We start from the raw sequence: 25,994 nt of genomic DNA, 5'->3' as shown, positions 1-25,994 counted from the left end.
CGAGCCTAGGCATGGGACGCGGTGCCGACAAACGAGGATCCCGGTGCCGGGAGGTGCCTCCGTGGCTCCGATCAGTGACCGGCGACGTCCCAGTTGTCGCCGCGGCCGATCTGCACGTCGAGCGGCACCGACAGCTGCGCGGCATCGCCCATCCGGCTGCGCACGATCTGCTCGGCGGCGTCCCACTCCCCCGGAGCGACTTCGATCACGAGCTCGTCGTGGATCTGCAGCAGCACGCGCGAGCCGAGCTGCTGGGCGGCGAGGTCGTCGTGGATGTGGAAGAGCGCGATCTTCATGATGTCGGCGGCGCTTCCTTGGATCGGCGCATTGAGCGCTGCGCGCTCGGCGTTCTCTCGTAGCACGCGGTTGGGGCTCGCGAGGTCGGGGAACGGGCGCCGGCGGCCGAAGATCGTCTCGGTGTACCCGTCGATGCGCGCCTGCTCGACCGAGGAGCGCAGGTAGTCGCGCACCGCGCCGAAACGGGCGAAGTACTCCATCATGAGCTGCTTCGCCTCGGCCTGCTCGATGCGCAGCTGTTTCGACAAGCCGAAGGCCGACAGCCCGTACACGAGACCGTACGACATCGCCTTGACCTTGGTGCGCATCGCGGGTGTCACGTCCTCGGGAGCGACGCCGAAGACGCGCGAACCCACGAAGCGGTGCGTGTCTTCTCCGGAGTTGAACGCCTCGATGAGGCCCGGGTCCTCCGAGAGGTGCGCCATGATGCGCATCTCGATCTGCGAGTAGTCGGCGGTGAGCAGCGTCTCGTAGCCCTCGCCGACGGTGAACGCCGAACGGATGCGGCGGCTCTCCTCCGTGCGGATCGGGATGTTCTGCAGGTTGGGGTCGGTGCTCGACAGGCGGCCGGTCTGGCTGCCCGTCTGCACATAGGTCGTGTGGATGCGGCCGTCGGCGCCGCTCGTGCGGTCGCCGCCGATGGCGCTGTCGAGGGACTCGATGATCTGGCGCAGCTTCGTCGCCTCGCGGTGCTGGAGCAGCAGGTCGAGGAACGGATGAGGGTTGGTCTCCTGCAGATCGGCGAGGACCGCGGCATCCGTCGAGTAGCCGGTCTTGGTCTTGCGGGTCTTCGGCAGCTGCAGCTCTTCGAACAGCACCTCCTGCAGCTGCTTGGGCGAGCCGAGGTTCACCTCGCGGCCGATCGCCGCGTACGCCTCCTGGGCGAGCGCGTCGGCGCGGGTGCCGAGCTCGCCGGAGAACTGCGACAGCGTTGCGTGCGACACGGCGACGCCCGCGAGCTCCATGTCAGCGAGGGTGTGCAGTGTCGGCAGCTCGATGTCGGTGAGGACGGCTGCCACGCTCTCGGGAAGCTCTGCGCGCACCGCGGCCGCCACGCGCATCAGGTACCAGGACAGCTGGCCGGTCGTCGCGCCCTCGGTCTCGGGCACGAGCTGCGACGGGTCGGACTCGGGCAGCTTCTCGTCGAGGTAGCGGTCGACGAGGTCGGCGAGCGTCTTGTCGGGGAAGCTCGGGCGCAGCAGCCACCCGGCGAGGATCACGTCGAACGCGAGCCCGCCGAGGCGGAGGCCGGCACGCCGCAGCGCCTTCACCTGCGGCTTCGCGTCGGCGAAGACCTTGGGGGCGTCGGAGGTGAGCCACGGTGCGAGGGCCGCCGCGAGCTCGGGGGTCCACGACGACTCGGCCGCGGCATCCGCCGTCGCGACGCCGATGCGAGCCGGGAGCCCTCCCTCGACCGCGATCGTCACCCCCAGTTCGCCGGTCGCGCTCTCGAGCCACGCGGCGAAGTCGGCGGGCGCGAGCTCTTTCGCGACGGGCGCGAGCTCGGCCGCAGCCGACGTGACCGCGGCCATCTGCTGCTCGATGCCCGCCAGCTCTGCCACGCGCGGGATGAGGGTCTTGAACTCGAGGCGAGAGAAGATGTCGCGCACCGCCTGTGCGTCCATCGGCTGCACTTCGAGGTCTTCCGGGCCGAGCGGCAGGTCGACGTCGGTCAGGAGCCGATTGAGGCGGCGGTTGCGACGGACGTCCTCGATGTGCTCGCGCAGGTTGCCGCCGACGACGCCCTTGATCGAGTCGGCGCCCTCGAGCAGCGCGTCGAGCGAGCCGAATTGAGTGAGCCACTTCACGGCGGTCTTCTCGCCGACCTTCGGCACGCCGGGCAGGTTGTCGCTCGTCTCACCGACGAGTGCCGCGATGTCGGGGTACTGCTCGGGCGGTACGCCGTAGCGCTCGATGACGGCGTCGCGGTCGTAGCGCTTGAGCTGCGAGACGCCCTGCACGTTCGGGTAGAGGAGCGTGACGTCGTCGTTCACGAGCTGGATCGTGTCGCGGTCGCCCGAGCACACGAGCACGTGGAACCCCTGCGACGAGCCCTGCGTCGCCAGGGTCGCGAGGATGTCGTCGGCCTCGATGTCCTCCTGCTGGAGGACGCGGATGCTCATCGCCGCAAGGCAGTCCTGAAGGAGCGGGATCTGCCCCTTGAACTCGGACGGCGTCTCGGAGCGGTTCGCCTTGTACTCGGTGTACTCGCGGGTGCGGAAGGACTGCCGGGAGGTGTCGAAAGCCACCGCCAGGTGGGTCGGCTTCTCCGCCTTGATCAGGTTGATCAGCATCGCGAGGAACCCGTAGATCCCGTTCGTGTGCTGGCCGTCCTTCGTCGAGAAGTTGTCGACCGGGAGGGCGTAGAACGCCCGATATGCCAGCGAATGGCCGTCGACGACGAGAAGGGTAGGCTTTGCGGAGTCCGTCACCCTGCAAGCCTAGTCAGGGCCGGCGACACCCGATCTCCCGCCCCGCACCCCCGAAGGCGACGCATGCCCGAGCACTCCCCCTCCCCCGTCGACGGCCTCGCGTGGGCTGCGAATCGCGGCATGGGCGCGCTCGCCGAGAAGATGGGGATCGTCTTCACCGAGTTCTCCGTCGAGCGTGCGGTGGCCACGATGCCGGTGGAGGGGAACACCCAGCCGGTCGGCCTCCTGCACGGTGGCGCCTACGTGGTGCTGGGTGAATCGCTCGGCTCGATGGCGGCGAACCTGTACGCCGGTCCGGGCAAGCTCGCGGTCGGCGTCGACATCAACGCGACCCACACGCGCTCGGCGACCTCGGGCATCGTGACCGGCGTCTGCACGCCCATCCATCTCGGTCGCACGCTCGCCGTCCACGAGATCGTCGTCACCGACGAGGCCGGCCGTCGCTGTTCGACGGTGCGCATCACGAACCACATCAAGGAACTGCCGCCCGTCTGAACCCGCACGGGAATGGAAGAAGCGGATGCCTCGTCACGAGGCATCCGCTTCTCTTGAAGTCGTGAGGGTCAGCCCTTCTTGGGCGCCAGCTGCTCGATGATCGCCTTCGCGACGTCCTGCATGGTGAGGCGGCGGTCCATCGACGCCTTCTGGATCCAGCGGAACGCCTCGGGCTCCGAGAGGCCCATCTTCTCGTTGAGAAGGCCCTTCGCGCGGTCGACGAGCTTGCGGGTCTCGAAGCGCTCGACCATGTCGGCGACCTCGGCCTCGAGCGTGATGATCTGCTCGTAGCGGGCCAGCGCGATCTCGATCGCGGGCAGCAGGTCGTTCGGCGTGAACGGCTTGACCACGTACGCGAGGGCGCCCGCTTCGCTCGCGCGCTCGACGAGCTCCTTCTGGCTGAAGGCGGTGAGCAGCACGACCGGGGCGATGTGGTTCTTGCTGAGCTTCTCAGCCGCCGAGATGCCGTCGAGCTGCGGCATCTTGACGTCCATGATCACGAGGTCGGGACGCAGCTCGGTGGCGAGGGCCACCGCGGTCTCTCCGTCTCCGGCCTCGCCGACGACGTCGAATCCGTTGTCGCGGAGGATCTCGACGATGTCGAGTCGGATGAGCGACTCGTCTTCGGCGACCACGACGCGGCGGGGGGTGGATGCCGTCGATGCGGCGGTCTGCTCCTGCTCAGTCACCATTGAATCCTACGGTATGGTCAATCGCGGACGCGCGCCGCGGCGCGCAGGCCGGTGTGGCGGAATGGCAGACGCGACCGACTCAAACTCGGTTGCCCGCAAGGGCGTGTGGGTTCGACTCCCACCACCGGCACTCCCCTGACATCCAAAAGAGCGGATGCCTCGACTCGAGGCATCCGCTCTTCGTCGTTTCACGACCCTCCGAACATTATTGGTATTCGTTGTTGCTAAGTACCGGTACCTAGTGTTACTGTCTACCAGTAGTCAACAACACTGAGTAGTGAGAAGGAGGTGCGCCATGGGCAAGCAGGAGACCGAGATGCTCAAGGGGACGCTGGAGGGCATCGTGCTCGCGATCCTCTCGGGCCGGCCCGCCTACGGGTACGAGATCACCTCGTGGCTGCGGGACCAGGGCTTCTCCGACATCGCCGAAGGCACCGTCTACGCCCTGCTGGTCAGGGTCGAGCAGCGCGGCCTCGTCGACGTCGAGAAGGTCCCGTCGGAGAAGGGACCGCCGCGCAAGGTGTACTCCCTCAACGCGCAGGGCCGCGAGCAGCTCGCGGAGTTCTGGAGGACCTGGAGCTTCCTCGCAGAACGCATCGAACAGCTCCACCGCGAACACGCAGACAGCAACGCCAACCCCCAGGAAGAGGACTGATCATGGCCGCCAAGTGGTACGAAGTCGTCACCGGCTCGCTCGAGCAGAAGAAGCAGTACCGCCAGTACAAGGCGCGCATCGAGGCGCTGCCCGAGCCCTACCGCGGCGCCGCGAAGGCGCTGGACCGGTACTTCATGACCGTCGGCGGCATGACCGACGGCGTGACGATGATGCAGATGCTCGGCGACTCCGCCGACCTCTGGGAGCGCGCGGCCGCCGACGGGACGCCCGTCCGCGACATCGTCGGCGAGGACGCCTCGGCGTTCGCCGAGGAGTTCACCGCCGCCTACTCCGGCAAGCAGTGGATCGACAAGGAGCGCGCACGCCTCAACAAGGCGATCGACGACGCAGAAGGAGGAGCCCAGAAATGAGCGTGGACACCGCCATCCGGGTCCAGGGACTCGAGAAGTCCTACAAGGACCTGCATGTGCTCAAGGGCGTCGACTTCGACGTGGCGCGGGGCAGCATCTTCGCGCTGCTCGGCTCGAACGGCGCGGGAAAGACCACGGTCGTCCGCATCCTGTCGACGCTGCTCAAGGCCGATGCCGGCACCGCCGCCATCGCCGGCTTCGACGTCGCCGCCCAGGCTCAGAAGGTGCGCGAGACGATCAGCCTCACCGGGCAGTTCGCCGCCGTCGACGAGGTGCTGAGCGGCCGCGAGAACCTCGTGCTCATCGCGCAGCTCCGCCACCTCCCCGACCCGGGTGCGATCGCGGACGGCCTGCTCGAACGCTTCTCGCTGACGGATGCCGGCTCCCGCAAGGTGTCGACGTACTCCGGCGGCATGCGGCGCCGGCTCGACATCGCGATGAGCCTCATCGGCGACCCGCCGGTGATCTTCCTCGACGAGCCGACGACCGGTCTCGACCCCGCGGCGCGCCTCGAGGTCTGGGATGCGGTGCGGGAGCTGGCCCGGGGCGGCACGACCGTGCTGCTGACCACGCAGTACCTCGAAGAGGCCGAGCAGCTCGCCGACCGCATCGCGATCCTCCACAAGGGCCGCATCATCGTCGACGGCACGCTGGCCGAGCTCAAGCAGCTGCTGCCGCCCGCGAAGGTGGAGTACGTCGAGAAGCAGCCGAGCCTGGAAGACGTCTTCTTCGCCCTCACCGGCGAAGACGACACCGCATCCGCGAAGGAGGAGTCATGACCACGCACGTGATCGGCGACACCGCCGTTCTCACCAGCCGCTCGCTGCGGCACATCCTGCGCAGCCCCGACACGATCATCACCACCGCGGTCACCCCGATCGCGCTCATGCTGCTGTTCGTCTACGTCTTCAGCGGGGCGATCGACACCGGCGGCGCGAAGGGATCGTACATCGACTACATGCTTCCGGGCATCCTGCTGATCACGATCGCGTCGGGCATCGCCTACACGGCGTACCGGCTGTTCCTGGACATGCAGAGCGGCATCTTCGAGCGGTTCCAGTCGCTGCCGATCGCGCGGTCGGGAGTCCTGTGGGCGCACGTGCTGACGTCGCTCGTCTCGATCCTCGTCTCGCTGGCGCTCGTCATCGGCGTGGCGCTGCTGATGGGGTTCCGCACCGGCGCGAGCTTCGGCGCCTGGATGGGCGTGATCGGCATGCTGGTGCTGTTCACGCTGGCGCTCACGTGGCTCGCGGTGATCCCGGGCCTGACGGCGAAGACGGTGGACGGCGCGAGCGCGTTCTCGTACCCGCTCATCTTCCTGCCGTTCATCAGCTCGGCGTTCGTCCCGACCGAGAGCATGCCGGGCCCGGTGCAGTGGTTCGCCGAGAACCAGCCGGTCACCTCGATCGTCGACTCGATGCGCGCGCTGTTCGCCGGCGAGCCGGTCGGCACCGACATCTGGGTCGCGATGGCTTGGCTGGTCGGCATCCTCGTCGTCGCGTACATCGCGTCGATGGCGATCTACCGCAAGAAGATCAGCTGACGCCGGCAGGCCGGTGCAAAGGGAAGAGCGGATGCCTCGAATCGAGGCATCCGCTCTTCACTGTTCTCGCCGGTTACGCGCCGAAGTACTGGTTGCCGAGCGCCTTGCTCTTCAGGGCGTCGAACTCGCCCTGCGAGATCGCGCCGGCGTCGAGGAGCGCCTTCGCCTGCGCGATGTCCTCTGCAGGACTCGACGAGGCGGAGGGACGGTAGTCGTCGGACTCGGCCACCACTCCCCCGCGCGCGGCCTGCGCGCGGGTGGCCATGCCCCTGCCGCGGGCGATGATGTAGATCAGTGCCGTCAGGAACGGCACGAAGACGAGGGCGATGATCCACAGCGCCTTGAGCCAGCCGTTGAGCGCCTCGTCACGGAACAGGTCCGTGATGATCACGATCACCACGTACAGATACGCGATGAAGTAGAAGCTCCACAGCAGGAACCACCAGAAATCACCGAACCACATCGGCGTCACCTCTTTCAGAAAAGCCGGACGGCTGCGACCACAGTAGTGGTCGCAGCCGTCGGGATGAGGGACGTGTCAGTCCCGTGTCTTGTAGATCGGCGCCTTGCCGTGCACCGCGTCGCCCACCTTGTGGATGCGGATGTCGTTCGTCGAGCCGATGATTCCGGGAGGGGATCCCGAGATCACGACGACCTTGTCGCCGACCTTCGCGAGGTCGTTCGACAGCAGGTAGTCGTCGACCTGGATGAACATCAGGTCGGTGTGCGCGACGTGCTCGACGAGCGTCGACTGCACACCCCACGTCAGCGCCATCCGACGGCGGATCGCCGGCTCGGGCGCGAACCCGATCATGGGGATGCGGGGACGCAGGCGAGACATGCGGCGAGCGGTGTCGCCCGACTCGGTGAAGATGCAGAGGAACTTCGCGTCGACGAACTCGGCGACCTCCATGGCCGCGAGCGTGATCGCGCCGCCCTGCGTGCGGGGCTTCGTCGTGAGCGGCTGGATGCGGTCCAGACCGTGCTCCTCGGTCGAGTCCACGATGCGCGCCATCGTCTCGACGACCACGACCGGGTACTTGCCGACGCTGGTCTCGCCCGAGAGCATGACCGCGTCCGCGCCGTCGAGGACGGCGTTGGCGACGTCGCTCGTCTCGGCGCGCGTGGGCACCGGGTTCTCGATCATCGACTCGAGCATCTGCGTCGCGACGATGACGGGCTTGGCCATACGACGGCAGAGCTCGACGGCGCGCTTCTGCACGATCGGCACCGCCTCGAGGGGCAGCTCGACGCCGAGGTCGCCGCGGGCGACCATGATGCCGTCGAACGCGTCGATGATCTCCTCGAGGTTGTCGACGGCCTGCGGCTTCTCGATCTTGGCGATGACGGGCACGTGGCGCCCCTCTTCGGCCATGATCACGTGGACGCGCTGGACGTCCTTCGCGTCGCGCACGAACGACAGGGCGATGATGTCGGCGCCGGCGCGCAGACCCCAGCGGAGGTCGGCCTCGTCCTTCTCGGACAGCGCAGGGACGTTGACCGCGACGCCGGGCAGGTTGATGCCCTTGTTGTTCGAGACGGGGCCCGCGACGATCACCTTGGTGGTGACGACGGTGCCGTCGGTCTCGACGACCTCGACGCGGACCTTGCCGTCGTCGATGAGGAGGAAGTCACCCGGCTTGACGTCGTTCGGGAGGCCCTTGAACGTCGTGCCGACGATCTCCTTGGTGCCGAGGATGTCTTCCGTGGTGATCTTGAAGATGTCGCCGACCGCCAGCTCGTGCGGTCCGTTCTCGAACTTGCCGAGGCGGATCTTCGGACCCTGGAGGTCGACGAGGATCGCGACCGCCCGTCCGGCGTCGTCGGCGGCCTTGCGCACGTTGGCGAAGTTGTTGTCGTGGACCGAGTAGTCCCCGTGGCTCAGATTGAAGCGGGCGACGTCGACGCCGGCATCGATGATCGCGCGGACCATCTCATACGACGACGTGGCGGGCCCCAGGGTGGCGACGATCTTGGCGCGTCTCATCCGTGGTTTTCTCCGGTGGGTTGAAGGTGGCGAGTGCCTCGGCCAGCCTACGCGGGCTGCAGGCCGATGGCGACATCGGTCGGGCGGACCGGAGCAGGCAGCTCCGTCTCCCCCATGAGGAATCGGTCGACGCTGGCTGCGGCGGCGCGTCCCTCGGCGATCGCCCACACGATGAGCGACTGGCCGCGGCCGGCGTCGCCGGCCACGAACACGCCCGGGGCGGTCGTCTGGTAGTCGTCCTCGCGGCGGACGTTCCCCCGCTCGGTGAAGCGGGCGCCGAGCTGGTCCTCGAGGAGGGCGCGCTCCGGGCCGGTGAAGCCCATCGCGATCAGCACGAGGTCGGCGGGGATCTCACGCTCGGTACCGCTCTTGGGCACGCGGCGGCCGTCGACGAACTCGGTCTCGGCGACGCGCAGCGCGCGCACCTCGCCGGCGTCGTTCGCGAGGAACTCGACGGTCGAGGCGAGGAAGGCACGCTCCCCGCCCTCTTCGTGGGCGGACTGCACCTCGAACACGAGCGGGTCCATCGGCCACGGCTGGTGCTCGGGACGCTCGCCCGGAGGGCGGCGGCCGATCGCGAGGTTCGTGACGCTCAGCGCGCCGTGACGGTGCGCCGTGCCGATGCAGTCGGCGCCGGTGTCGCCGCCGCCGATGACGACGACGTGCTTGCCCTCGGCCGTGATCTGGTTGGCGACGGCATCACCTGCGACGGCCTTGTTCGACTCGACGAGGTACTCCATCGCGAAGTGCACGCCGGCCAGGTCGCGTCCGGGGATCGCGAGCTCGCGCGGCACCGTCGCGCCGGTGGCGATGACGACCGCGTCGTAACGGGCGCGCAGGTCGGCCCAGGTGATGTCCTTGCCGATCTCGACGCCCGCGCGGAAGCGGGTGCCCTCGTCCTGCATCTGGCGAAGACGCGACTCGAGGTGCTTCTTCTCCATCTTGAAGTCGGGGATGCCGTAGCGCAGGAGACCGCCGATGCGGTCGTCGCGCTCGAACACGGCGACGGTGTGGCCGGCGCGCGTCAGCTGCTGCGCGGCTGCGAGACCGGCAGGACCCGACCCGACGACGGCGACCGTCTTGCCGGTGAGGCGCCCCGGGGGCTCCGGCTCGATCCAGCCGTTCGCGAACGCCTCGTCGGCGATCGAGACCTCGACTTGCTTGATGGTCACCGCCGGCTGGTTGATGCCGAGGACGCAGGAGCTCTCGCAGGGAGCGGGGCACAGCCGCCCGGTGAACTCCGGGAAGTTGTTCGTCGCATGCAGACGCTCACTGGCGGCGCGGCCTTCGCCGCGCCACGTCAGGTCGTTCCACTCCGGGATCAGGTTGCCGAGCGGGCAGCCCTTGTGGCAGAACGGCACGCCGCAGTCCATGCAGCGTCCGGCCTGCCGGCGCAGCACCGCCGCGTCGCCCGGCTCGTAGACCTCTTTCCAGTCCATGATGCGCACCGGCACCGGCCGCCGCGTGGGCAGCTCGCGCTCGGTGACCTTCAGAAAGCCCTTCGGGTCAGCCACCCGTCACCTCCAGGATGCGGTTCCAGACGACGTCGCCGTCGGGGTCGAGCCCCTCGGCCACGGCCTCCTGGCGGGTCTGCAGCACCGCGGCGTAGTCGCGCGGCAGGACCCGGACGAAATTCGCCAGCTCGGCCTCGAAGTCGTCGAGGAGAGCCTGGGCGAGGGTCGATTCGGTCTCGGCGACGTGCTGCTCGAGCAGGTCGCGGAGGATCTCGGCGTCGCCGGAGCCGAGCTCGCCGAGCTCGAGCTCGCCGGAGGCCAGCGCCTCGCGGTTCACCAGTTTGCGGTCGAGCTTGTACACGTACGCGGTGCCGCCGGACATGCCGGCGCCGAGGTTGCGTCCGGTCGCGCCGAGGATGACCGCGAGACCGCCGGTCATGTATTCGAGCGCGTGGTCGCCCACGCCCTCGACCACCGCGGTGGCACCAGAGTTGCGGACGAAGAAGCGCTCGCCCACGACGCCGCGCAGGAACATCGTCCCGAGCGTCGCGCCGTAGCCGATCACGTTGCCCGCGATGACGTTCTGGGACGCGTCGAACGTGGCTCCGCGCGGCGGGCGGACGACGATCTGACCGCCCGAGAGCCCCTTGCCGACGTAGTCGTTGGAGTCGCCCTCGAGGCGAAGCGTGATGCCCGCGGGCATGAACGCGCCGAACGACTGGCCCGCCGACCCGGTGAGGTTGACGACGATGCTCCCCGAACGCAGCCCGTTCTCGCCGCGTGCCTTGGTCACGTGGTGACCCAGCAGCGTGCCGACCGCGCGCTCCGTGTTGCGGATCGGCAGGTCGATCGTGATCTCGCCGCCGTTCGCGATGACGTCCTGTGCGCGCTCGATGAGTCCGACGTCGAAGTGCTCGTCGAGCTCGTGCAGCTGCGCGGTCGTGTTGCGGCGCGGCTCGTCGTCGGCGAAGACCGGGCCGTCGAGCACGGGACCGAGGTCCAGGCCGTTCGCCTTCCAGTGGTTCACCGCACCGTCGATGTCGAGCAGGTCGCTGCGGCCGATCGCCTCGTCGAGCGAGCGCAGGCCGAGGGACGCGAGGTACTCGCGCACCTCTTCGGCGATGAACTCCATGAAGTTCACGACGAACTCCGGCTTGCCGTTGAAGCGCTCGCGCAGGACCGGGTTCTGCGTCGCGACCCCCACGGGGCAGGTGTCGAGGTGGCAGACGCGCATCATGATGCAGCCCGACACGACGAGCGGCGCCGTGGCGAAGCCGAACTCCTCCGCGCCCAGCAGTGCGCCGATGATGACGTCGCGGCCGGTCTTGAGTTGGCCGTCGACCTGCACGACCACGCGGTCGCGCATGCCGTTGAGCATGAGCGTCTGCTGCGTCTCCGCGAGGCCGAGCTCCCACGGCGTGCCCGCGTGCTTGAGCGAGTTCAGCGGGCTCGCACCGGTGCCGCCGTCGTGGCCCGACACCAGGATGACGTCGGCCAGCGCCTTGGCGGTGCCGGCGGCGACCGCGCCGATGCCGGACTGGCTCACCAGCTTCACGTGGACCCGCGCGCCGGGGTTGGCGCGCTTCAGGTCGAAGATGAGCTGCTTGAGGTCCTCGATCGAGTAGATGTCGTGGTGCGGCGGCGGCGAGATGAGACCCACCCCGGCGGTCGCGTGACGCGTCCGTGCGACCCACGGATACACCTTGGTCGGCGGCAGCTGCCCACCCTCGCCGGGCTTGGCGCCCTGCGCGAGCTTGATCTGGATGTCGTCCGACTCCGTCAGGTAGAGGCTCGTGACGCCGAAGCGGCCCGAAGCGACCTGCTTGATGGAGCTGCGACGCTCGGGGTCGAGGAGGCGGTCCACGTCCTCGCCGCCCTCGCCGGTGTTCGACTTGCCGCCGATGCGGTTCATCGCGATCGCGAGCGTCTCGTGGGCTTCGCGCGAGATGGAGCCGTAGCTCATCGCACCCGTCGAGAAGCGCTTGACGATCGACGCCACCGACTCGACCTCGTCGATCGGCACGGGCGTGCGACCCTCGGTCTTGAGCGCGAACAGGCCGCGCAGCGTCTTCAGCTCGTTCGCCTGGTCGTCGACGAGCTTCGTGTACTCGCGGAAGATGTCGTACCGGCGCGTTCGCGTCGAGTGTTGCAGGCGGAACACCGTGTCGGGGTTGAACAGGTGGGGCGACCCGTCGCGGCGCCACTGGTACTCGCCACCCGTCCAGAGCCGCTCGTGCGCCCGGACCGCAGCATCCTGCGGGTACGCGTACGCGTGCCGGGCGGCGTTCTCGGCGGCGATGACGTCGAGTCCGACGCCGCCGAGCTTGGACTCGGTGCCGGTGAAGTACGTGTCGACGAAGTCCTGCGACAGGCCGACGGCCTCGAACACCTGGGCGCCGGCGTAGGACGAAACGGTCGAGATGCCCATCTTCGACATGATCTTGAGCACGCCCTTGCCGAGCGCGTAGATCAGGTTCTTGACGGCCTTCTCGGGCGCGATGCCGGTGATGAAGCCGGCACGCACCAGATACTCGACGGTCTCCATCGCGAGGTACGGGTTGACGGCGGATGCCCCGTACCCGATCAGGGTCGCGATGTGGTGCACCTCGCGCACGTCGCCCGCCTCGACCACGAGACCGCACTTCATGCGCGTCTGCTTGCGGATGAGGTGGTGGTGCACGGCCGCGAGCATGAGCAGCGACGGGATCGGCGCCAGGTCCTTGTTGGAGTCGCGGTCGGACAGCACGATGAACTCGGCGCCGTCCTCGATGGCCTGGTCGACCTCCTGGCACATCTGCTCGAGGCGCTTCTTCATGCCCTTGTGGCCGGCCTCGACGCGGTACAGGCCGCGGATCGTGACCGACGTGCGGCCGGGGAGCGCGGTGTCGATGTGCTGGATCTTGGCGAGCTCGTCGTTGTCGATCACCGGGAAGTCGAGCGTCACGACGCGCGTGTGCTCGGGCCCCCACTCGAGGAGGTTGCGCTCAGGACCGAGGCCCAGGCCGAGCGACGTGACGACCTCTTCGCGGATGGAGTCCAGCGGCGGGTTGGTGACCTGCGCGAACTGCTGTGTGAAGTAGTCGAACAGCAGACGCGGGCGCTCGCTCAGGACGGCGACCGGCGTGTCGGAGCCCATGGCACCGAGCGGCTCGGCGCCGTTCTGCCCCATCGGCGTGAGGAGGATCTTGACCTCTTCCTCGGTGTAGCCGAAGGTGCGCTGACGCCGCGTGATCGAGGCGATGGGGTGCACGATGTGCTCGCGCTCGGGAAGGTCGGCGAGGCGGACGCGGCCGGAGTCGAGCCATTCCTGCCACGGCTCCTGGTCGGCGAGCTGTGCCTTGATCTCGTCGTCCTCGATGATGCGGCGCTCGGCCGTGTCGACGAGGAACATGCGTCCGGGGCGCAGGCGCCCGCGACGCTTGATCCGCTCGGGCTCGAAGTCGAGCACACCGGTCTCGCTGCCGATGACGATGAGGCCGTCGGTCGTCTCGGTCCAGCGACCGGGGCGCAGGCCGTTGCGGTCGAGCGTGGCGCCGACGAGCGTGCCGTCCGTGAAGATGAGCGCGGCCGGGCCGTCCCACGGCTCCATCTGCATGGAGTGGAACTCGTAGAACGCCCGCAGCTTCGGGTCGATGTCGGCCTGCTTCTCGTAGGCCTCGGGCACCATCATCATGATGGCGTGCGGGAGGCTCCGACCCGTCAGCGTGAGGAGCTCGAGCACCTCGTCGAACGAGGCCGAGTCGCTCGCACCGGTGGTGCAGATGGGCAGCAGCGGCTGGATGTCGCCGAGCAGCTCGGACTCGAGCTGCGACTGACGGGCGCGCATCCAGTTGCGGTTGCCGTTGACGGTGTTGATCTCGCCGTTGTGGGCGAGCATGCGCAGCGGCTGCGCGAGCGGCCACGACGGGAAGGTGTTGGTCGAGTAGCGCGAGTGCACCACCGCGAGCTCGGAGGCGAAGCGCTCGTCCTGCAGGTCGGGGTAGAACGGCTCGAGCTGGAGCGTCGTGACCATGCCCTTGTAGCCGAGCGTGCGCGACGACAGCGACACGAAGTACGCGTCGAGCTCGGTGCGTGCCCGGGCCCGCAGGCGGTAGGCGCGGCGGTCGAGTGCGATGCCCGAGAGCGCCGCGGCGTCGCCGGTCGCGGGACGTGAGATGAAGAGCTGCTCGAAGACCGGGCGCGCCTCGAAGGCGAGCTTGCCCAGGTTCTCGTCGGAGGTCGGGACGTCGCGCCAGCCGAGCACCGTCAGACCCTCGGATGCTGCGATCCGCTCGATTCCGCTCTTCTGGGTGGCGCGCGCCTCGGCGTCGCGCGGCAGGAAGACGAGGCCGGCGGCGTACTCGCCCACCGGCGGCAGGTCGAAGCCGGCCACCGCACGCAGGAACGCGTCGGGCATCTGCGTCAGGATGCCCGCGCCGTCGCCGGTGCCGGCGTCGGAGCCGATGGCGCCTCGGTGCTCGAGGTTGCGCAGGGCGGTCAGGGCCAGATCGATGATGTCGTGGCCGGCCTCACCGCGCAGCGTGGCCACCATCGCCAGGCCGCAGGCATCCTTCTCGAAGGCAGGGTTGTACATCCCCTGCTTCTGCGGGAATCCGGCACGGCCGGACGCAGCGGGGAAGTTCGCCTCCGCAGAGGCGACGGAACGGGGGCTCGAAGCCATACCTACCGTCCTCACGTTGATAGTCAAGATGGGACGACGTCGGCCCTGGGCGCGCTCTTCGGGGGGAGAGCTGCGTTACTTGGTGGCAGGAGTGCTTGTGGCGCTGACCCCTTCGGCTTCGGACGTCGGGGGTTCGCTGACGTCGACGAAGTCGTCGGTCTCCTGAGATTGTACAGCCTGTCCGGCCTTCCACTCGCGGCCGGACACATAGGGCGACGGCTCCAGGCCGGGGTGGCGGCGCTTCTGCAGGAAGAAGATCACGAGACCGATCACCACGCCGAAGATGGCGGCCCAGACGTTGGTGCGCAGACCGAGGAAGATGTCGCTCGGGTCGATGCGGATCGACTCCCACACGATGCGGCCCGCGCTGTACCAGACGAGGTACAGGCCGAAGAGGCGGCCCCACTGGAGCGTGAAGCGGCGACCCACCCACACGAGGAAGAGCACGCCGAGCGTGTTCCAGATGACCTCGTAGAGGAACGTCGGGTGGTACAGGGTGCCCTCGGGCAGGCCGATCGGCCACGCGGGGTTCGGGTAGTCGATCTCGAGGCCCCACGGCACGTCGGTCGGAAGGCCGAACAGCTCCTGGTTGAACCAGTTGCCGAAGCGGCCGATCGCCTGTGCGAGGAGGAGACCCGGAGCGAGTGCGTCGGCGAAGGTCCAGAAGCGGATGCCGGTCCACCGGCAGCCGAGCCACGCACCGACGGCGCCGCCGATGAGCGCGCCGTAGATGGCGATGCCCCCCTCCCAGATGAAGAGGGCCGACCAGGGGTTCGCGCCCTCGCCGAAGTAGAAGTTCCAGTGCGTGAGCACGTGGTAGATGCGCGCCGTGATGATCGCGAGCGGGACGGCGAGCAGGGCGATGTCGATGACGACCCACGGCTCGGCGCCGCGCTTGGTGAGGCGGGCGTTGGTCCACAGCGTCGCGACGATGATGCCCGTGATGATGCACAGCGCGTAGATGTGGATCCGCAGGGGGCCGATGTCGAAGTAGCTGATCGACGGGCTCGGGATGCTGGCGACGACGCTCGCGGCGGCGTTGATCATGGGAGAACCGTGTCCTTGCTGGATCCGTGCTGGGGGTGGCGGCGGTGGACGCCGACCTCAGAAGTCTAGTTCGCGCCGCGGGCGGTGCCTGCGGCGAGGCTCTGCGCGGTCTCGGCGAGCCCCTCGAGGCCGCCATCGCGCAGCGCGCGCACGAGCGCCGTGCCGACGATCGCGCCGTCGGCGTACTCGAGTACGCCGCCGACCTGCTCGGCGTTCGAGATGCCGATGCCGACGCACGCGTGCTCGACCCCGTGCTCGCGCAGGCGGGCGACGAGGGTGCGGGCCGCAGCGTCCAACTGCGCGCGCTCCCCCGTGATGCCCATGGTCGAGACGGTGTAGACGAAGCCGGTGGAGTTCTGTGCGATGAGCTCCAGCCGCTCGTCCGTCGAAGTCGGCGCGGCGAGGAACACCCGGTCGAGGCCGGTGCGCTCACTGGCGGCGATCCACTCCGGCGCCGCCTCCGGCGTGATGTCGGGCGTGATGAGACCTGCGCCCCCGGCGGCGAGCAAGTCATCGGCGTAGCGGTCGACGCCGTACTGCAGCACGGGGTTCCAGTACGTCATGACGAGCACGGGCACGTCGACGCGGCGCGTGATCTCGCGCACCGCCGTGAACGTGTCGCGCAGGCGGAAGCCGCCGGCGAGGGCTGCCTGGGTGGCCTCCTGGATGACCGTGCCGTCCATCACGGGGTCGGAGTACGGCGGGCCGAGCTCGAGGATGTCGGCGCCGCTCTCGGCCAGCGCGACCGCGGCGTCGATGCTCGTCTGGAGGTCGGGGAAGCCGAGCGGCAGGTAGCCGACGAACGCCCCGCGTCCCGCGGCACGGGCGGCGTCGATCGCGGCGGCGACGCGTGAGGTCACAGCTTCTCCCCCTCGCCGTGTGCGGCGTCGTCGTGCGGCGCGGAGGCGGCGGCCGCGGCATCCGCGCCGTCGTCGTACAGCTGGAAGTACCGTGCCGCGGTGTCCATGTCCTTGTCGCCGCGGCCCGAGAGGCACACCGCGAGGATCGCGTCGGGGCCGAGCTCGCGGCCGATGCGCAGCGCCCCGGCGAGGGCGTGGGCCGACTCGATGGCGGGGATGATGCCCTCCGTCTGGGAGAGCAGACGCAGCGCCTGCATCGCCTCGTCGTCGGTCGCGGGGATGTACTCGGCGCGGCCGATCGAGGCGAGCCACGCGTGCTCCGGGCCGACGCCCGGGTAGTCGAGACCCGCCGAGATCGAGTGCGATTCGATCGTCTGGCCGTCCTCGTCCTGCAGCACGAAGGTCTTCGCGCCGTGCAGCACACCGGGGCGGCCGCGCTCGATCGACGCGGCATGCCGCGGCGTGTCGACGCCGTCGCCGGCGGCCTCGACGCCGTAGAGCTTGACGCCCTCGTCGTCGAGGAACGCGTCGAACATGCCGATGGCGTTCGAGCCGCCGCCGACGCACGCGAGGACGGCGTCGGGCAGGCGCCCCGCCTGTTCGAGGAGCTGTGCGCGCGCCTCCTCCGAGATGACCTTCTGGAAGTCGCGGACCATCGCGGGGAACGGGTGGGGCCCTGCGGCCGTGCCGAAGATGTAGTTGGTCGTCTCGACGCTCGCGACCCAGTCGCGGTAGGCGTCGTTGATGGCGTCCTTGAGGGTGCGCGAGCCGGTCGTGACGGGGATCACCTCGGCGCCGAGCAGGCGCATGCGGGCGACGTTGAGCGCCTGGCGCTCCGTGTCGACCTCGCCCATGTAGATCGTGCACTCGAAGCCGAAGAGCGCCGCAGCTGTCGCGGTCGCGACGCCGTGCTGGCCCGCGCCCGTCTCGGCGATGACGCGCGTCTTGCCGAGGCGCTGGGTGAGCAGCGCCTGGCCGAGCACGTTGTTGATCTTGTGCGAGCCGGTGTGGTTGAGGTCCTCGCGCTTGAGGAAGACGCGGGCGCCGCCGGCGTGCTCGGCGAACCGGGCGACCTCGGTGATCGGCGACGGGCGGCCGGCGTACGAGTGCAGCAGCCGAACGAACTCGGCTTGGAAGGCCGGGTCGGCCTTCGCCGCCTCGTACTCGGCCGTCAGCTCGTCGATAGCGGCGATGAGGGACTCGGGCATGTACCGCCCGCCGAACTCGCCGAACAGCGGCCCGGGAGCCTCACGAAGACTCATGCGCCTGCCTCCAGGAATGCGCGCAGGGTGGATACGGGGTCGTTCGTGACCAGCGCCTCGCCCACCAGCACCACGTCTGCACCGTCGCGGCGGTAGTGGGCGACGTCGTCGGGCGCCAGCACGGCCGATTCGGCGATCTTGATGGCGCCCTCCGGGATGCGCTCGGCGAGGCGGCCGAAGAGGTCGCGGTCGAGCTGGAAGGTCGACAGGTCGCGCGCGTTGACGCCGATGAGCTGCGCCCCGAGGTCCACGGCGCGGTCGACCTCGTCGGCCGAGTGCGTCTCGACCAGCGCCGTCATGCCCAGTTCACGCGTGAATGCGTACAGGCGGGCGAGCACGTCCTGGTCGAGCGCGGCGACGATGAGGAGAGCCAGGTCGGCACCCGAGGCGCGGGCCTCGAGGAGCTGGTACTCGGTCGCGATGAAGTCCTTGCGCAGCACCGGCAGCGTGACCGCGGCCTTCACGGCCTCGAGGTCGGCGAGGCTGCCCTTGAACTTGCGGCCCTCGGTCAGGACGGAGATCGCCGACGCGCCGCCCTCTTCGTAGCGACGGGCCTGGAGCGCCGGATCCGGGATGGCGGCGAGGTCGCCGCGCGACGGGCTGGCACGCTTGACCTCGGCGATGATCTTGACGCGGTCGGACGGGGCGAGCGCGGCGAGGACGTCGAGAGCGGGACGCTGCGCGAGGGCTGCGGACTCGACCTCTGCCAGGGGACGCCGCGAGGCGCGTGCCTCCGCATCCTCCACCGCGCCGGCCGTGAGGTCGGCGAGCATGCTCAGTGCTCTTTCGCCGCGACCTTGGAGCCGCCCACGCCGTAGCCGGCGCGCTTCATGACCCACCCCACGAGGAGTCCGATGACCAGGAGGCCGGCTGACGCCCAGACGAAGATCGGCATGTCGAGGAAGAAGAAGAAGGTGCCGATCGAGACCGCGATGAGCATGATCACGACGGCCGTCCAGGCTGCGGGCGAGTGTCCGTGGCCGGGGTCGCCGATGTTGTTGCTCATGGATATCTCCTCGTGAAACCTGGGCGGGATGCCGCCAGTCTAGCGGTCAGGCGGTCGGATCCTCGCCACGCGACAGGTCGTCCCAGTCGTCGATGGCGCGCGATCCGGCAGCGTCGTGGGGGCGCGGGCCGTCGCCGGCGCGCGCGGGGGAACCGGTGGCCGGGGCGGCCTTCGCGGCCTCGTCCGTGCGGTAGCGGCGACCGGTGCGAGACCAGGAGTGCGCCGTTGCGAGCACGAACACGCCCGCCGCGATCAGCACCACCCAGACGACCAGCGTCACCGCCGGCCACGCGGTCGCCTCGATGGACGCGACGAGCTTCGCGACGGAGGTCTCCCCCGCGATGCCGGTGGATTCGGTGACGACGGAGGCGACGGCGGAGACAGGGTGCTCGAACACGACGCGCGCGGTCAGCCACGCGAGGGCGGCGCCGATGAAGAACGCCAGTGCGCCGAAGACGTAGCGCAGTACCAGCCCGACGATCGACAGCGCGGCCCCCAGGGCCAGCACCGCGAGGCTGAGCGGCGCGAGCACCGGGACTGCGGAGGCGCCGGGCACCTCGAGCGTGTGGTGGGCGGCGTCCTGGAGCTCGACCGTCAGCCACGTCTGGGTCGACGAGATCACGCCCAGCGCCCCGCACAGCACCGCCACGACGACCGAGAGGAGCCGCGCCCTGCGGATCACGCGTCCGGCTCCGGGCCGCGGACGGCCCCGAGGTCGCGGCCGTCGAAGCATGTGCGGGTGCCGGTGTGGCAGGCCGCCCCGATCTGCTCGACCTCGACGAGGATCGTGTCGCCGTCGCAGTCGAGGCTCGCTCCGCGGACCAGTTGGATGTGGCCGGACGTGTCGCCCTTGCGCCAGTACTCCTGCCGGGAGCGCGACCAGAAGGTGACGCGGCCCTCGGTGAGCGTGCGACGCAGGGCCTCGGCATCCATCCATCCGAGCATGAGCACCTCGCGGGTGTCCCACTGCTGGATGACCGCGGCGACCAGGCCGTCGGCGGTGAATCTCACGCGCGCGATGCGCTCGTCGAGCGTCTCGGTCATGCGGCCACCTCCCGGACGGCGATCCCCTCGGCGCGCATGGCGGCCTTCACGTCGCCGACCGTGAGCTGCCCGGAGTGGAAGACGGATGCGGCGAGCACGGCGTCCGCGCCGGCCTCGATGGCGGGGCCGAAGTCCTCGGCGCGGCCGGCGCCGCCCGACGCGATGACGGGGACGCTCGCCACCTCGCGCATCAGGGAGACGAGCTCGAGGTCGAAGCCCTGCTTGGTGCCGTCGGCGTCGATCGAGTTCACGAGGAGCTCCCCCGCACCGCGTTCGATCGCCTCGCGCGCCCACTCGAGCGCGTCGAGGGTCGTCTCGGTGCGGCCGCCGTGCGTGGTGACGACGAAGCCGGACTCGGTCGCGGGCGACCGCTTGACGTCGAGCGACAGCACGAGCACCTGAGCACCGAACCGGTCGGCGATCTCGTCCAGGAGCGGCGGGCGGGCGATCGCCGCGGAGTTGACGCCGATCTTGTCGGCGCCGACCGACAGCAGCCGGGCGACGTCGTCGGCCGAGCGGACTCCCCCGCCCACGGTGAGCGGGATGAAGACCTCTTCGGCGGTGCGCCGGACGACGTCGTAGGTCGTCGAGCGCTCGTCGACCGTCGCGGTGACGTCGAGGAAGGTGATCTCGTCGGCGCCCTGGCGGAAGTACTCCCGTGCGAGCTCGACCGGGTCTCCCATGTCGCGCAGGTTCTGGAAGTTCACACCCTTGACGACGCGCCCTGCGGCGACGTCGAGGCACGGGATGACGCGGCAGACCAGGCTCATCAGAGTCTCGCGTTGTGGATCGCGGTGACGAGGATCGCGCGGGCGCCGATCGCGTACAGCGCGTCCATCACGTTGTTGACCCCCTTGCGCGGTGCCATCACCCGAACCGCCACCCATCCGGGATCGCGCAGCGGTGAGATCGTGGGCGACTCGATGCCCGGGGCGATCGCGACGGCCTGGTCGACCAGGTCGGCGGGGAGGTCGTAGTCCACGAGCACGTACTGACGCGCCACGAGGACTCCGCGCAGTCGACGCAGAAGCGTGTCGGTGCCGGGGACGTCCGAGGGCCCGGCGATCAGCACCGCCTCGGAGCGCAGGATCGGCGGGCCGAACACCTCGAGGCCGGCCTGACGCAGCGTCGTGCCGGTCTCGACCACATCGGCGACCGCGTCGGCGACACCGAGGCGCACCGCGGATTCCACGGCGCCGTCCAGCGGCACCAGATCCACCGCGATCCCGCGCTCGTCGAGGAAGGCGTCGACGAGCCCCGGATAAGACGTCGCGATGCGCTTGCCCTCGAGGTGCTCCACCTCGGTCAGCGTCCCCGTCGGGGCGGCGAAGCGGAAGGTCGATCCTGCGAAGCCCAGGGCTTCGATCTCGCGGGCGCCGGGCATACGGGCGTCCAGCAGCAGATCGCGTCCCGTGATCCCGACGTCGAGGGCGCCGGATCCGACGTAGGTCGCGATGTCCTTGGGGCGCAGGTAGAAGAACTCGACCTCGTTCTGAGGGTCGATGATGTGCAGGTCTTTGCTGTCGCGACGGCCGGTGTATCCGGCCTCGCTCAGCATCTCGGCAGCGGTCTCGGCGAGCGAGCCCTTGTTCGGCACGGCGATTCGCAGCATGGCAGCGGGGCTTTCGGGTTCGAGGACGGGTGGGGACGCGCGCTCAGAGATGTCGGTAGACGTCTTCGAGGCTCAGCCCCTTCGCGAGCATCAGCACCTGCAGGTGGTACAGCAGCTGCGAGATCTCCTCGGCTGCGGCATCCGTCGATTCGTATTCGGCCGCCATCCAGACCTCGGCCGCCTCCTCCACGATCTTCTTGCCGATCGCGTGGACGCCCGCGTCCAGCTGTGCGACGGTTCCCGATCCCTCGGGGCGCTCAGCCGCTTTCGCGGCGAGCTCGGCGTACAGCGTGTCGAACGTCTTCACCATGCCAGGGTATCGAACCGAGCGGATGCCTCGGCGCCGCGTGACACGACGCTCAGTGGATGTGGTGCTCGGCGGCGGACGCGCGAAGGCCCGCGATGGCGTTCGACGGGTCGCTCGCGCCGAACACGGCGGAGCCCGCGACGAACGTGTCGGCGCCCGCCTCGGCGGCCTGCGCGATCGTCGACTCGCCGATGCCGCCGTCGACCTGGAGCCACACCGACGATCCGCGCCGGCGGGCCTCATCGGCCAGGCGGCGGAGCTTCGGCATGGTCTCGGGCATGAACGACTGGCCGCCGAAGCCGGGCTCGACGGTCATCACGAGGATCTGGTCGAAGTCGTCGAGGAGGTCGAACAGGCTCTCCACGGGGGTCGCGGGCTTGACCGCGACCCCGGCGCGTGCGCCGATGTCGCGCAGCCGCCGGGCGAGCGCGACCGGCTCGGTCGCCGCCTCGAGGTGGAATGTGACGGATGCCGCACCGAGCTCGGCGTACCCGGGTGCCCAGCGGTCGGGGTCGGAGATCATGAGGTGCACGTCGAGGGGCACGGGGCTCGTCGCCTGGATGCGCTCGACCATCTGCGGGCCGAACGTCAGATTGGGCACGAAGTGGTTGTCCATGACGTCGACGTGGACGAAGTCCGCCGTCGCGATGCGCGCGAGCTCGGCCTGCATGTTCACGAAGTCGGCGGCAAGGATGCTGGGATTGATGCGGATGCCCCTCTGGCGGGCGGCGTCGTCGATCGGTGGCACGCGTCCATTATGGTCGAGCCGTGGATCCGATCACGGCGCTGCTGCACGACGTCCTCGAAGACATCCGACCCCATGACCGCGGCGCCCCGGCGGGCTACATCCCTGAGCTCGCCGCCGCCGATCCCGATCGGCTCGCACTCGCGGTCGTCGGACCGCGCGGACGTGTCCGCGCGGTCGGCGACGTCACGCACGAGTTCACGATCCAGTCGATCTCGAAGCCGTTCGTGCTCGCGCTCGCCCTCGCCGACCGCGGCCGCGACGCGGTGCTGCGCAAGGTCGGCGTCGAGCCGAGCGGCGAGCCGTTCAACGCGATCAGCCTCGAGCCCGGAACCGGGCGACCGGCGAATCCCATGGTCAACGCCGGGGCGATCGCGACGTCCGCCCTCATCCCGGGCGACGCCGTCGACGACCGGATGACCCGCATCGTCGAGGGACTCTCCGCCTTCGCGGGGCGCTCGCTGTGGGTCGACGAGCAGGTCTACGCCTCGGAGTCGGCGACCGGCGACCGCAACCGCGCCCTGGCCCACCTGCTGCGCTCGCACGGGATCATCGAGGGCTCGGTCGACATCGCCGTCGAGACCTACTTCCGGCAGTGCTCGCTGCTCGTCACGGTGCGGGATCTCGCCGTGATGTCGGCGACCCTCGCGTTCGGCGGCCTCAACCCCGTCACCGGCGAGCGGGTCGTCTCAGAGGCCGTGGCCCGCGACGTGCTGTCGATCATGGCGAGCTGCGGCATGTACGACTACTCCGGCGAGTGGCTGCTGCGCGTCGGCCTGCCGGCCAAGAGCGGTGTCAGCGGCGGCCTCCTCGCCGTCGCCCCGTCGCAGTTCGGCGTGGCGGCGTTCAGTCCCCGGCTGGACCAGCACGGCAACTCGGTGCGCGCCATCGCCCTCCTCGAGACGCTCGGCGAGCGGTTCGGCATGCACCTGCTCGAGTCGCACGAGAGCGTCGCCGTGCCCGCGTTCACGGTCGAGGACACCGACCAGGGACGCGTGCTGCGACTGGCGGGCGAGCTCGGACTGGCCGGCACCGAGCGGGTCGTCGCGGTGCTCCGCGAGATCGCCGAAGCACTCCCAGAGGGCTCCGAGGTGATCGTCGACGCGCGAGACCTCGCCCGCGCCCACAGCGCCGCGCTGGTCGCGCTGCGGGTCGAGTTCGAGCAGATGCCCCACGGCATCCGTCTGCGGGAATGACGTCGTGAGCCGGACCGGGATGCTGCGGCTCAGACTCTCCGCAGCAGCGAGATCGACATCGCGTCGGTGTTGTGACGGTGCGGCCACAGCTGTGCGCGCCCGCTGCCGTCGGCCTGCGGCGGCAGGCCGGGGTCGGCGTCGGACAAGGACGTGATCACGTCGCGGGCGGAGATCTCCTCGAGCGCCGCGCCCCACTCGCGGCGGATGTCGGCGACGACGCCCGACGTCTCGGCGAGGTGGGGCGAGCACGTCACGTAGGCGACGACTCCGCCGGGCTTGAGCGCACCGACCGCGGCGCTGAGCAGCTCCCGCTGCAGCTCGGTCAGCGCCGGGACGTCGCTCGGCGCCTTGCGCCAGCGCGCCTCGGGACGACGGCGCAGCGCGCCCAGCCCGGTGCACGGCGCGTCGACGAGGATGCGGTCGTAGGTGTCGGGCGCGTCCGCCGCGCGGGTGCGGCCGTCCTCCTCCGACACGGGCACCTCGACCGGGACGCCCGCGAGAGCCTGCCGGACGAGCCCGGCACGCGCCGGTGAGATCTCGTTGGCCTCGAGTGTGGCGCCGCCGACGCGGGCCTCCGCGGCGAGGACGGCGGTCTTGCCACCGGGACCCGCGCACAGATCGAGCCAGCGCTCCCCTTCCGTGATGGGCAGGGCGCGCGTGAGCGCCAGCGCCGCGAGCTGTGAGCCCTCGTCCTGCACGCGGATGCGCCCGCGCGAGGTGCGCACGAGCGGGTCGGGGTCACCGCCGCCCAGGCGGAACCCGATCGGCGAGAACGGCGTGCGCCGGGCGTCGTCGGGAACACCCGCGAGGTCGGGCAGCGCCGCCATCGTGACGCGCGGCGACGCGTTGTCGGCCGTGAGCAGCGCCTCGAGCTCTTCGGCGCGGCCCTCCGCAGCCAGCGCGCGCCGGAAGGCGCGCACGACCCACACCGGGTGCGAGAACAGCAGGCCGAGCTGCTCGTCGTCGGACCGCGCGCTCGCGGCGACGTGGGTCATCCAGTCGCCCGGCGTGTCGCGCGACACCCGGCGCAGCACGGCGTTCACGAACCCCGCGGCGCCGCGGCCGCCCGCACCCCGGGCGAGCTCGACGGACTCGTTCACCGCGGCGTGGGAGGCCACACGGGTCGACAGGAGCTGGTGCACGCCGAGACGCAGCGCGTCGAGCACGGCCGGGTCGACGTCGGAGACCGGCCGATCTGCGGCGATCGCGATCACCGCGTCGTAGGTGCCCTGGCGCCGGAGCGTGCCGTAGGTGAGCTCGGTCGCGAGGGCGGCGTCGGCCGTCGACAGGCCGGCGCGCGAGATCGCGGTCGGCAGCAGCAGGTTGGCGTACGCGTCCGATTCGTGGACGGCTCGCAGCGTCTCGTAGGCGACTCGGCGCGCCGCGACCGTGCGGCTCACGATCCGGCCACCGGGGTCGCGTCGCGCAGTCCGCGCCACCAGTCGGGGGCGCGCATCGCGCCCTTGCCGGCGGGCTGCACCGCCTCGAGCGCGATCGGCGCGGATGCGGTCCCGGCGATCACCTGCTTGCCGTGCAGAGCGAGCGCGCCCGGTGCGAGCGACGGAGCATCGTCGGGAGCAGGCGCGACCGCGAGCACCTTGAAACGGGCGCCGTCGATCGTGGTGTGCGCACCAGGCTCGGGCGTCACCCCGCGGATGCGGCCGAGCACCGCGCTCGCGGGCTCGTCCCAGCGGATGCGGCCGTCGTCGTCGCCGAGCTTCGACGCGTACGTGGTGTCGCCCTGCTGCGGGCGGGCCACGGCGACGCCGGCGGCGATCGCGTCGACGACGTCGGAGAGCAGTCCGGCACCGTCGTCGGCCAGCGAGGCGAGGAGGTCGCCGGCGGTCGCGTCCGACGGGACGTCGACCGCGAGCTCGCCGAACACGTCTCCGGCGTCGAGCTCGGGCACCAGCTGGAACACGCTGGCCCCCGTGCGTGCGTCACCGGCGATGAGCGCGTGCTGCACGGGTGCGGCGCCGCGCCAGCGGGGCAGCAGTGAGAAGTGCAGGTTGATCCAGCCGTGCGCCGGGGTCGACAGCAGCGGCTCGCGCACGAGCCCGCCGTAGGCCACGATCACGCCGAGGTCGGGTTCGAGCGCCGCGATCTCGGCCGTGACTGCCGCATCGAGCCGGTCGGCGCGGATCACAGGCAGCCCGAGCTCGTCGGCGGCCGCGGCGACGGGTGACGGCGTCAGCACCCGCTTGCGCCCGAGCGGGGCGTCGTGGCGGGTGATGACGGCGGCGATGTCGTGAGCGGATGCCGCGAGCCGCCGCAGCGACGGCACAGCCGGCGCCGGTGTGCCGGCGAAGACGAGACGCATGACGTTCCT

25 protein-coding genes and 1 tRNA gene are annotated in these 25,994 nt (G+C 70.1%); 7 read left to right on the top strand and 19 right to left on the bottom strand.

The window, feature by feature from the left end; all coding sequences use genetic code 11:
- Positions 1-71: 71 nt before the first annotated feature.
- Positions 72-2,729, bottom strand: coding sequence for a DNA polymerase I (polA, locus tag Q9R33_RS14300; protein WP_311294180.1), 2,658 nt, complete (start codon positions 2,727-2,729; stop codon positions 72-74).
- A gap of 63 nt (positions 2,730-2,792) precedes the next feature.
- Between polA and Q9R33_RS14295 the strand changes: the two genes are divergently transcribed.
- Positions 2,793-3,224: a hotdog fold thioesterase gene (locus Q9R33_RS14295; protein WP_045302437.1), complete on the top strand. Its 432-nt coding sequence runs from the start codon at positions 2,793-2,795 to the stop codon at positions 3,222-3,224.
- A gap of 68 nt (positions 3,225-3,292) precedes the next feature.
- On the opposite strand, the gene Q9R33_RS14290 is transcribed toward Q9R33_RS14295, so the two are convergent.
- Positions 3,293-3,916: an ANTAR domain-containing response regulator gene (locus Q9R33_RS14290; RefSeq protein WP_109209425.1), complete on the bottom strand. Its 624-nt coding sequence runs from the start codon at positions 3,914-3,916 to the stop codon at positions 3,293-3,295.
- A gap of 47 nt (positions 3,917-3,963) precedes the next feature.
- On the opposite strand from Q9R33_RS14290, the gene Q9R33_RS14285 reads away from it, so the two are divergent.
- The 5 genes from Q9R33_RS14285 to Q9R33_RS14265 all read left to right on the top strand — a co-directional run bounded on the left by Q9R33_RS14285 (position 3,964) and on the right by Q9R33_RS14265 (position 6,485).
- Positions 3,964-4,046: transfer RNA gene (locus Q9R33_RS14285), tRNA-Leu, on the top strand.
- A gap of 165 nt (positions 4,047-4,211) precedes the next feature.
- Positions 4,212-4,571 carry a PadR family transcriptional regulator gene (locus tag Q9R33_RS14280; RefSeq protein WP_056367246.1) on the top strand — a complete coding sequence of 120 codons (360 nt, stop codon included), beginning with the start codon at positions 4,212-4,214 and terminating at the stop codon, positions 4,569-4,571.
- Between the two features lie 2 nt (positions 4,572-4,573).
- The gene (locus tag Q9R33_RS14275) at positions 4,574-4,942 is read left to right on the top strand and encodes a DUF1048 domain-containing protein (RefSeq protein WP_056367247.1); all 369 of its coding nucleotides are present in this window, start codon (positions 4,574-4,576) and stop codon (positions 4,940-4,942) included.
- Positions 4,939-5,721, top strand: coding sequence for an ATP-binding cassette domain-containing protein (locus Q9R33_RS14270; RefSeq protein ID WP_311294179.1), 783 nt, complete (start codon positions 4,939-4,941; stop codon positions 5,719-5,721). Before Q9R33_RS14275 ends, Q9R33_RS14270 begins: the two co-directional genes overlap by 4 nt.
- On the top strand, positions 5,718-6,485 hold the full coding sequence (locus Q9R33_RS14265; RefSeq protein WP_056367249.1) for an ABC transporter permease: 768 nt from the start codon (positions 5,718-5,720) through the stop codon (positions 6,483-6,485). The genes Q9R33_RS14270 and Q9R33_RS14265 overlap by 4 nt, the downstream gene beginning before the upstream one ends.
- A gap of 73 nt (positions 6,486-6,558) precedes the next feature.
- On the opposite strand, the gene Q9R33_RS14260 is transcribed toward Q9R33_RS14265, so the two are convergent.
- The 15 genes from Q9R33_RS14260 to rpe form a co-directional block, all read right to left on the bottom strand.
- Positions 6,559-6,948, bottom strand: a complete 390-nt coding sequence (locus Q9R33_RS14260) for an SHOCT domain-containing protein (protein WP_311294178.1) — start codon at positions 6,946-6,948, stop codon at positions 6,559-6,561.
- A 75-nt stretch (positions 6,949-7,023) separates the two neighbouring features.
- A complete protein-coding gene (gene pyk / locus Q9R33_RS14255) occupies positions 7,024-8,472 on the bottom strand; it encodes a pyruvate kinase (protein ID WP_056367250.1) in 1,449 nt (482 codons plus the stop codon).
- 47 nt (positions 8,473-8,519) lie between these two features.
- Positions 8,520-9,986 (bottom strand): glutamate synthase subunit beta, encoded by a 1,467-nt coding sequence (locus Q9R33_RS14250; protein ID WP_056367251.1) that lies wholly within the window; start codon positions 9,984-9,986, stop codon positions 8,520-8,522.
- Positions 9,979-14,586 (bottom strand): glutamate synthase large subunit, encoded by a 4,608-nt coding sequence (gene gltB, locus Q9R33_RS14245; protein WP_396654109.1) that lies wholly within the window; start codon positions 14,584-14,586, stop codon positions 9,979-9,981. The genes Q9R33_RS14250 and gltB overlap by 8 nt, the downstream gene beginning before the upstream one ends.
- Before the next feature lie 75 nt (positions 14,587-14,661).
- On the bottom strand, positions 14,662-15,633 hold the full coding sequence (gene lgt / locus Q9R33_RS14240) for a prolipoprotein diacylglyceryl transferase (protein WP_310246485.1): 972 nt from the start codon (positions 15,631-15,633) through the stop codon (positions 14,662-14,664).
- Positions 15,634-15,698: 65 nt separating this feature from the next.
- On the bottom strand, positions 15,699-16,493 hold the full coding sequence (trpA, locus tag Q9R33_RS14235) for a tryptophan synthase subunit alpha (RefSeq protein WP_311294177.1): 795 nt from the start codon (positions 16,491-16,493) through the stop codon (positions 15,699-15,701).
- Entirely contained in the window at positions 16,490-17,755 is a 1,266-nt protein-coding gene (gene trpB / locus Q9R33_RS14230) for a tryptophan synthase subunit beta (RefSeq protein ID WP_311294176.1), read from the bottom strand. The genes trpA and trpB overlap by 4 nt, the downstream gene beginning before the upstream one ends.
- The gene (trpC, locus tag Q9R33_RS14225) at positions 17,752-18,528 is read right to left on the bottom strand and encodes an indole-3-glycerol phosphate synthase TrpC (protein WP_311294175.1); all 777 of its coding nucleotides are present in this window, start codon (positions 18,526-18,528) and stop codon (positions 17,752-17,754) included. Before trpC ends, trpB begins: the two co-directional genes overlap by 4 nt.
- 2 nt (positions 18,529-18,530) lie before the next feature.
- Complete coding sequence (locus Q9R33_RS14220) at positions 18,531-18,761, bottom strand: DUF6704 family protein (protein ID WP_056367257.1); 231 nt, start codon at positions 18,759-18,761, stop codon at positions 18,531-18,533.
- Between the two features lie 46 nt (positions 18,762-18,807).
- Positions 18,808-19,440, bottom strand: coding sequence for a Trp biosynthesis-associated membrane protein (locus Q9R33_RS14215; RefSeq protein WP_396654116.1), 633 nt, complete (start codon positions 19,438-19,440; stop codon positions 18,808-18,810).
- Positions 19,440-19,805 (bottom strand): phosphoribosyl-AMP cyclohydrolase, encoded by a 366-nt coding sequence (gene hisI / locus Q9R33_RS14210; protein WP_056367259.1) that lies wholly within the window; start codon positions 19,803-19,805, stop codon positions 19,440-19,442. The genes Q9R33_RS14215 and hisI overlap by 1 nt, the downstream gene beginning before the upstream one ends.
- Entirely contained in the window at positions 19,802-20,575 is a 774-nt protein-coding gene (hisF, locus tag Q9R33_RS14205) for an imidazole glycerol phosphate synthase subunit HisF (RefSeq protein WP_056367260.1), read from the bottom strand. The genes hisI and hisF overlap by 4 nt, the downstream gene beginning before the upstream one ends.
- On the bottom strand, positions 20,575-21,417 hold the full coding sequence (gene hisG, locus Q9R33_RS14200; protein ID WP_311294173.1) for an ATP phosphoribosyltransferase: 843 nt from the start codon (positions 21,415-21,417) through the stop codon (positions 20,575-20,577). Before hisG ends, hisF begins: the two co-directional genes overlap by 1 nt.
- A 43-nt stretch (positions 21,418-21,460) precedes the next feature.
- Entirely contained in the window at positions 21,461-21,724 is a 264-nt protein-coding gene (locus Q9R33_RS14195) for a phosphoribosyl-ATP diphosphatase (RefSeq protein ID WP_045302883.1), read from the bottom strand.
- A 52-nt stretch (positions 21,725-21,776) separates the two neighbouring features.
- Positions 21,777-22,472: a ribulose-phosphate 3-epimerase gene (rpe, locus tag Q9R33_RS14190; RefSeq protein ID WP_311294172.1), complete on the bottom strand. Its 696-nt coding sequence runs from the start codon at positions 22,470-22,472 to the stop codon at positions 21,777-21,779.
- 20 nt (positions 22,473-22,492) lie between these two features.
- On the opposite strand from rpe, the gene glsA reads away from it, so the two are divergent.
- Complete coding sequence (gene glsA / locus Q9R33_RS14185) at positions 22,493-23,665, top strand: glutaminase A (protein ID WP_311294171.1); 1,173 nt, start codon at positions 22,493-22,495, stop codon at positions 23,663-23,665.
- 29 nt (positions 23,666-23,694) lie between these two features.
- On the opposite strand, the gene Q9R33_RS14180 is transcribed toward glsA, so the two are convergent.
- Together Q9R33_RS14180 and fmt are read right to left on the bottom strand one after the other, a co-directional pair.
- The gene (locus tag Q9R33_RS14180) at positions 23,695-25,065 is read right to left on the bottom strand and encodes an RsmB/NOP family class I SAM-dependent RNA methyltransferase (RefSeq protein ID WP_056368243.1); all 1,371 of its coding nucleotides are present in this window, start codon (positions 25,063-25,065) and stop codon (positions 23,695-23,697) included.
- Positions 25,062-25,985, bottom strand: a complete 924-nt coding sequence (gene fmt / locus Q9R33_RS14175; RefSeq protein WP_310246508.1) for a methionyl-tRNA formyltransferase — start codon at positions 25,983-25,985, stop codon at positions 25,062-25,064. The genes Q9R33_RS14180 and fmt overlap by 4 nt, the downstream gene beginning before the upstream one ends.
- Positions 25,986-25,994: the final 9 nt, after the last annotated feature.

The sequence above is a fragment of the Microbacterium sp. PRC9 genome (assembly GCF_031844125.1).
Lineage (GTDB): Bacteria > Actinomycetota > Actinomycetes > Actinomycetales > Microbacteriaceae > Microbacterium.
This window is presented reverse-complemented; position numbering and strand designations above follow the sequence as displayed.

What these genes read in the sequence shown, in the direction of transcription:
- Q9R33_RS14295 (WP_045302437.1), top strand. Translation starts at nt 2,793, where the DNA reads ATGCCCGAGCACTCCCCCTCCCCCGTCGACGGCCTCGCGTGGGCTGCG.
- Q9R33_RS14290 (WP_109209425.1), bottom strand. Translation starts at nt 3,916, where the DNA reads ATGGTGACTGAGCAGGAGCAGACCGCCGCATCGACGGCATCCACCCCC.
- Q9R33_RS14280 (WP_056367246.1), top strand. Translation starts at nt 4,212, where the DNA reads ATGGGCAAGCAGGAGACCGAGATGCTCAAGGGGACGCTGGAGGGCATC.
- Q9R33_RS14275 (WP_056367247.1), top strand. Translation starts at nt 4,574, where the DNA reads ATGGCCGCCAAGTGGTACGAAGTCGTCACCGGCTCGCTCGAGCAGAAG.
- Q9R33_RS14270 (WP_311294179.1), top strand. Translation starts at nt 4,939, where the DNA reads ATGAGCGTGGACACCGCCATCCGGGTCCAGGGACTCGAGAAGTCCTAC.
- Q9R33_RS14265 (WP_056367249.1), top strand. Translation starts at nt 5,718, where the DNA reads ATGACCACGCACGTGATCGGCGACACCGCCGTTCTCACCAGCCGCTCG.
- Q9R33_RS14260 (WP_311294178.1), bottom strand. Translation starts at nt 6,948, where the DNA reads ATGTGGTTCGGTGATTTCTGGTGGTTCCTGCTGTGGAGCTTCTACTTC.
- pyk (WP_056367250.1), bottom strand. Translation starts at nt 8,472, where the DNA reads ATGAGACGCGCCAAGATCGTCGCCACCCTGGGGCCCGCCACGTCGTCG.
- gltB (WP_396654109.1), bottom strand. Translation starts at nt 14,586, where the DNA reads ATGGCTTCGAGCCCCCGTTCCGTCGCCTCTGCGGAGGCGAACTTCCCC.
- lgt (WP_310246485.1), bottom strand. Translation starts at nt 15,633, where the DNA reads ATGATCAACGCCGCCGCGAGCGTCGTCGCCAGCATCCCGAGCCCGTCG.
- trpB (WP_311294176.1), bottom strand. Translation starts at nt 17,755, where the DNA reads ATGAGTCTTCGTGAGGCTCCCGGGCCGCTGTTCGGCGAGTTCGGCGGG.
- trpC (WP_311294175.1), bottom strand. Translation starts at nt 18,528, where the DNA reads ATGCTCGCCGACCTCACGGCCGGCGCGGTGGAGGATGCGGAGGCACGC.
- Q9R33_RS14220 (WP_056367257.1), bottom strand. Translation starts at nt 18,761, where the DNA reads ATGAGCAACAACATCGGCGACCCCGGCCACGGACACTCGCCCGCAGCC.
- hisI (WP_056367259.1), bottom strand. Translation starts at nt 19,805, where the DNA reads ATGACCGAGACGCTCGACGAGCGCATCGCGCGCGTGAGATTCACCGCC.
- hisF (WP_056367260.1), bottom strand. Translation starts at nt 20,575, where the DNA reads ATGAGCCTGGTCTGCCGCGTCATCCCGTGCCTCGACGTCGCCGCAGGG.
- hisG (WP_311294173.1), bottom strand. Translation starts at nt 21,417, where the DNA reads ATGCTGCGAATCGCCGTGCCGAACAAGGGCTCGCTCGCCGAGACCGCT.
- fmt (WP_310246508.1), bottom strand. Translation starts at nt 25,985, where the DNA reads ATGCGTCTCGTCTTCGCCGGCACACCGGCGCCGGCTGTGCCGTCGCTG.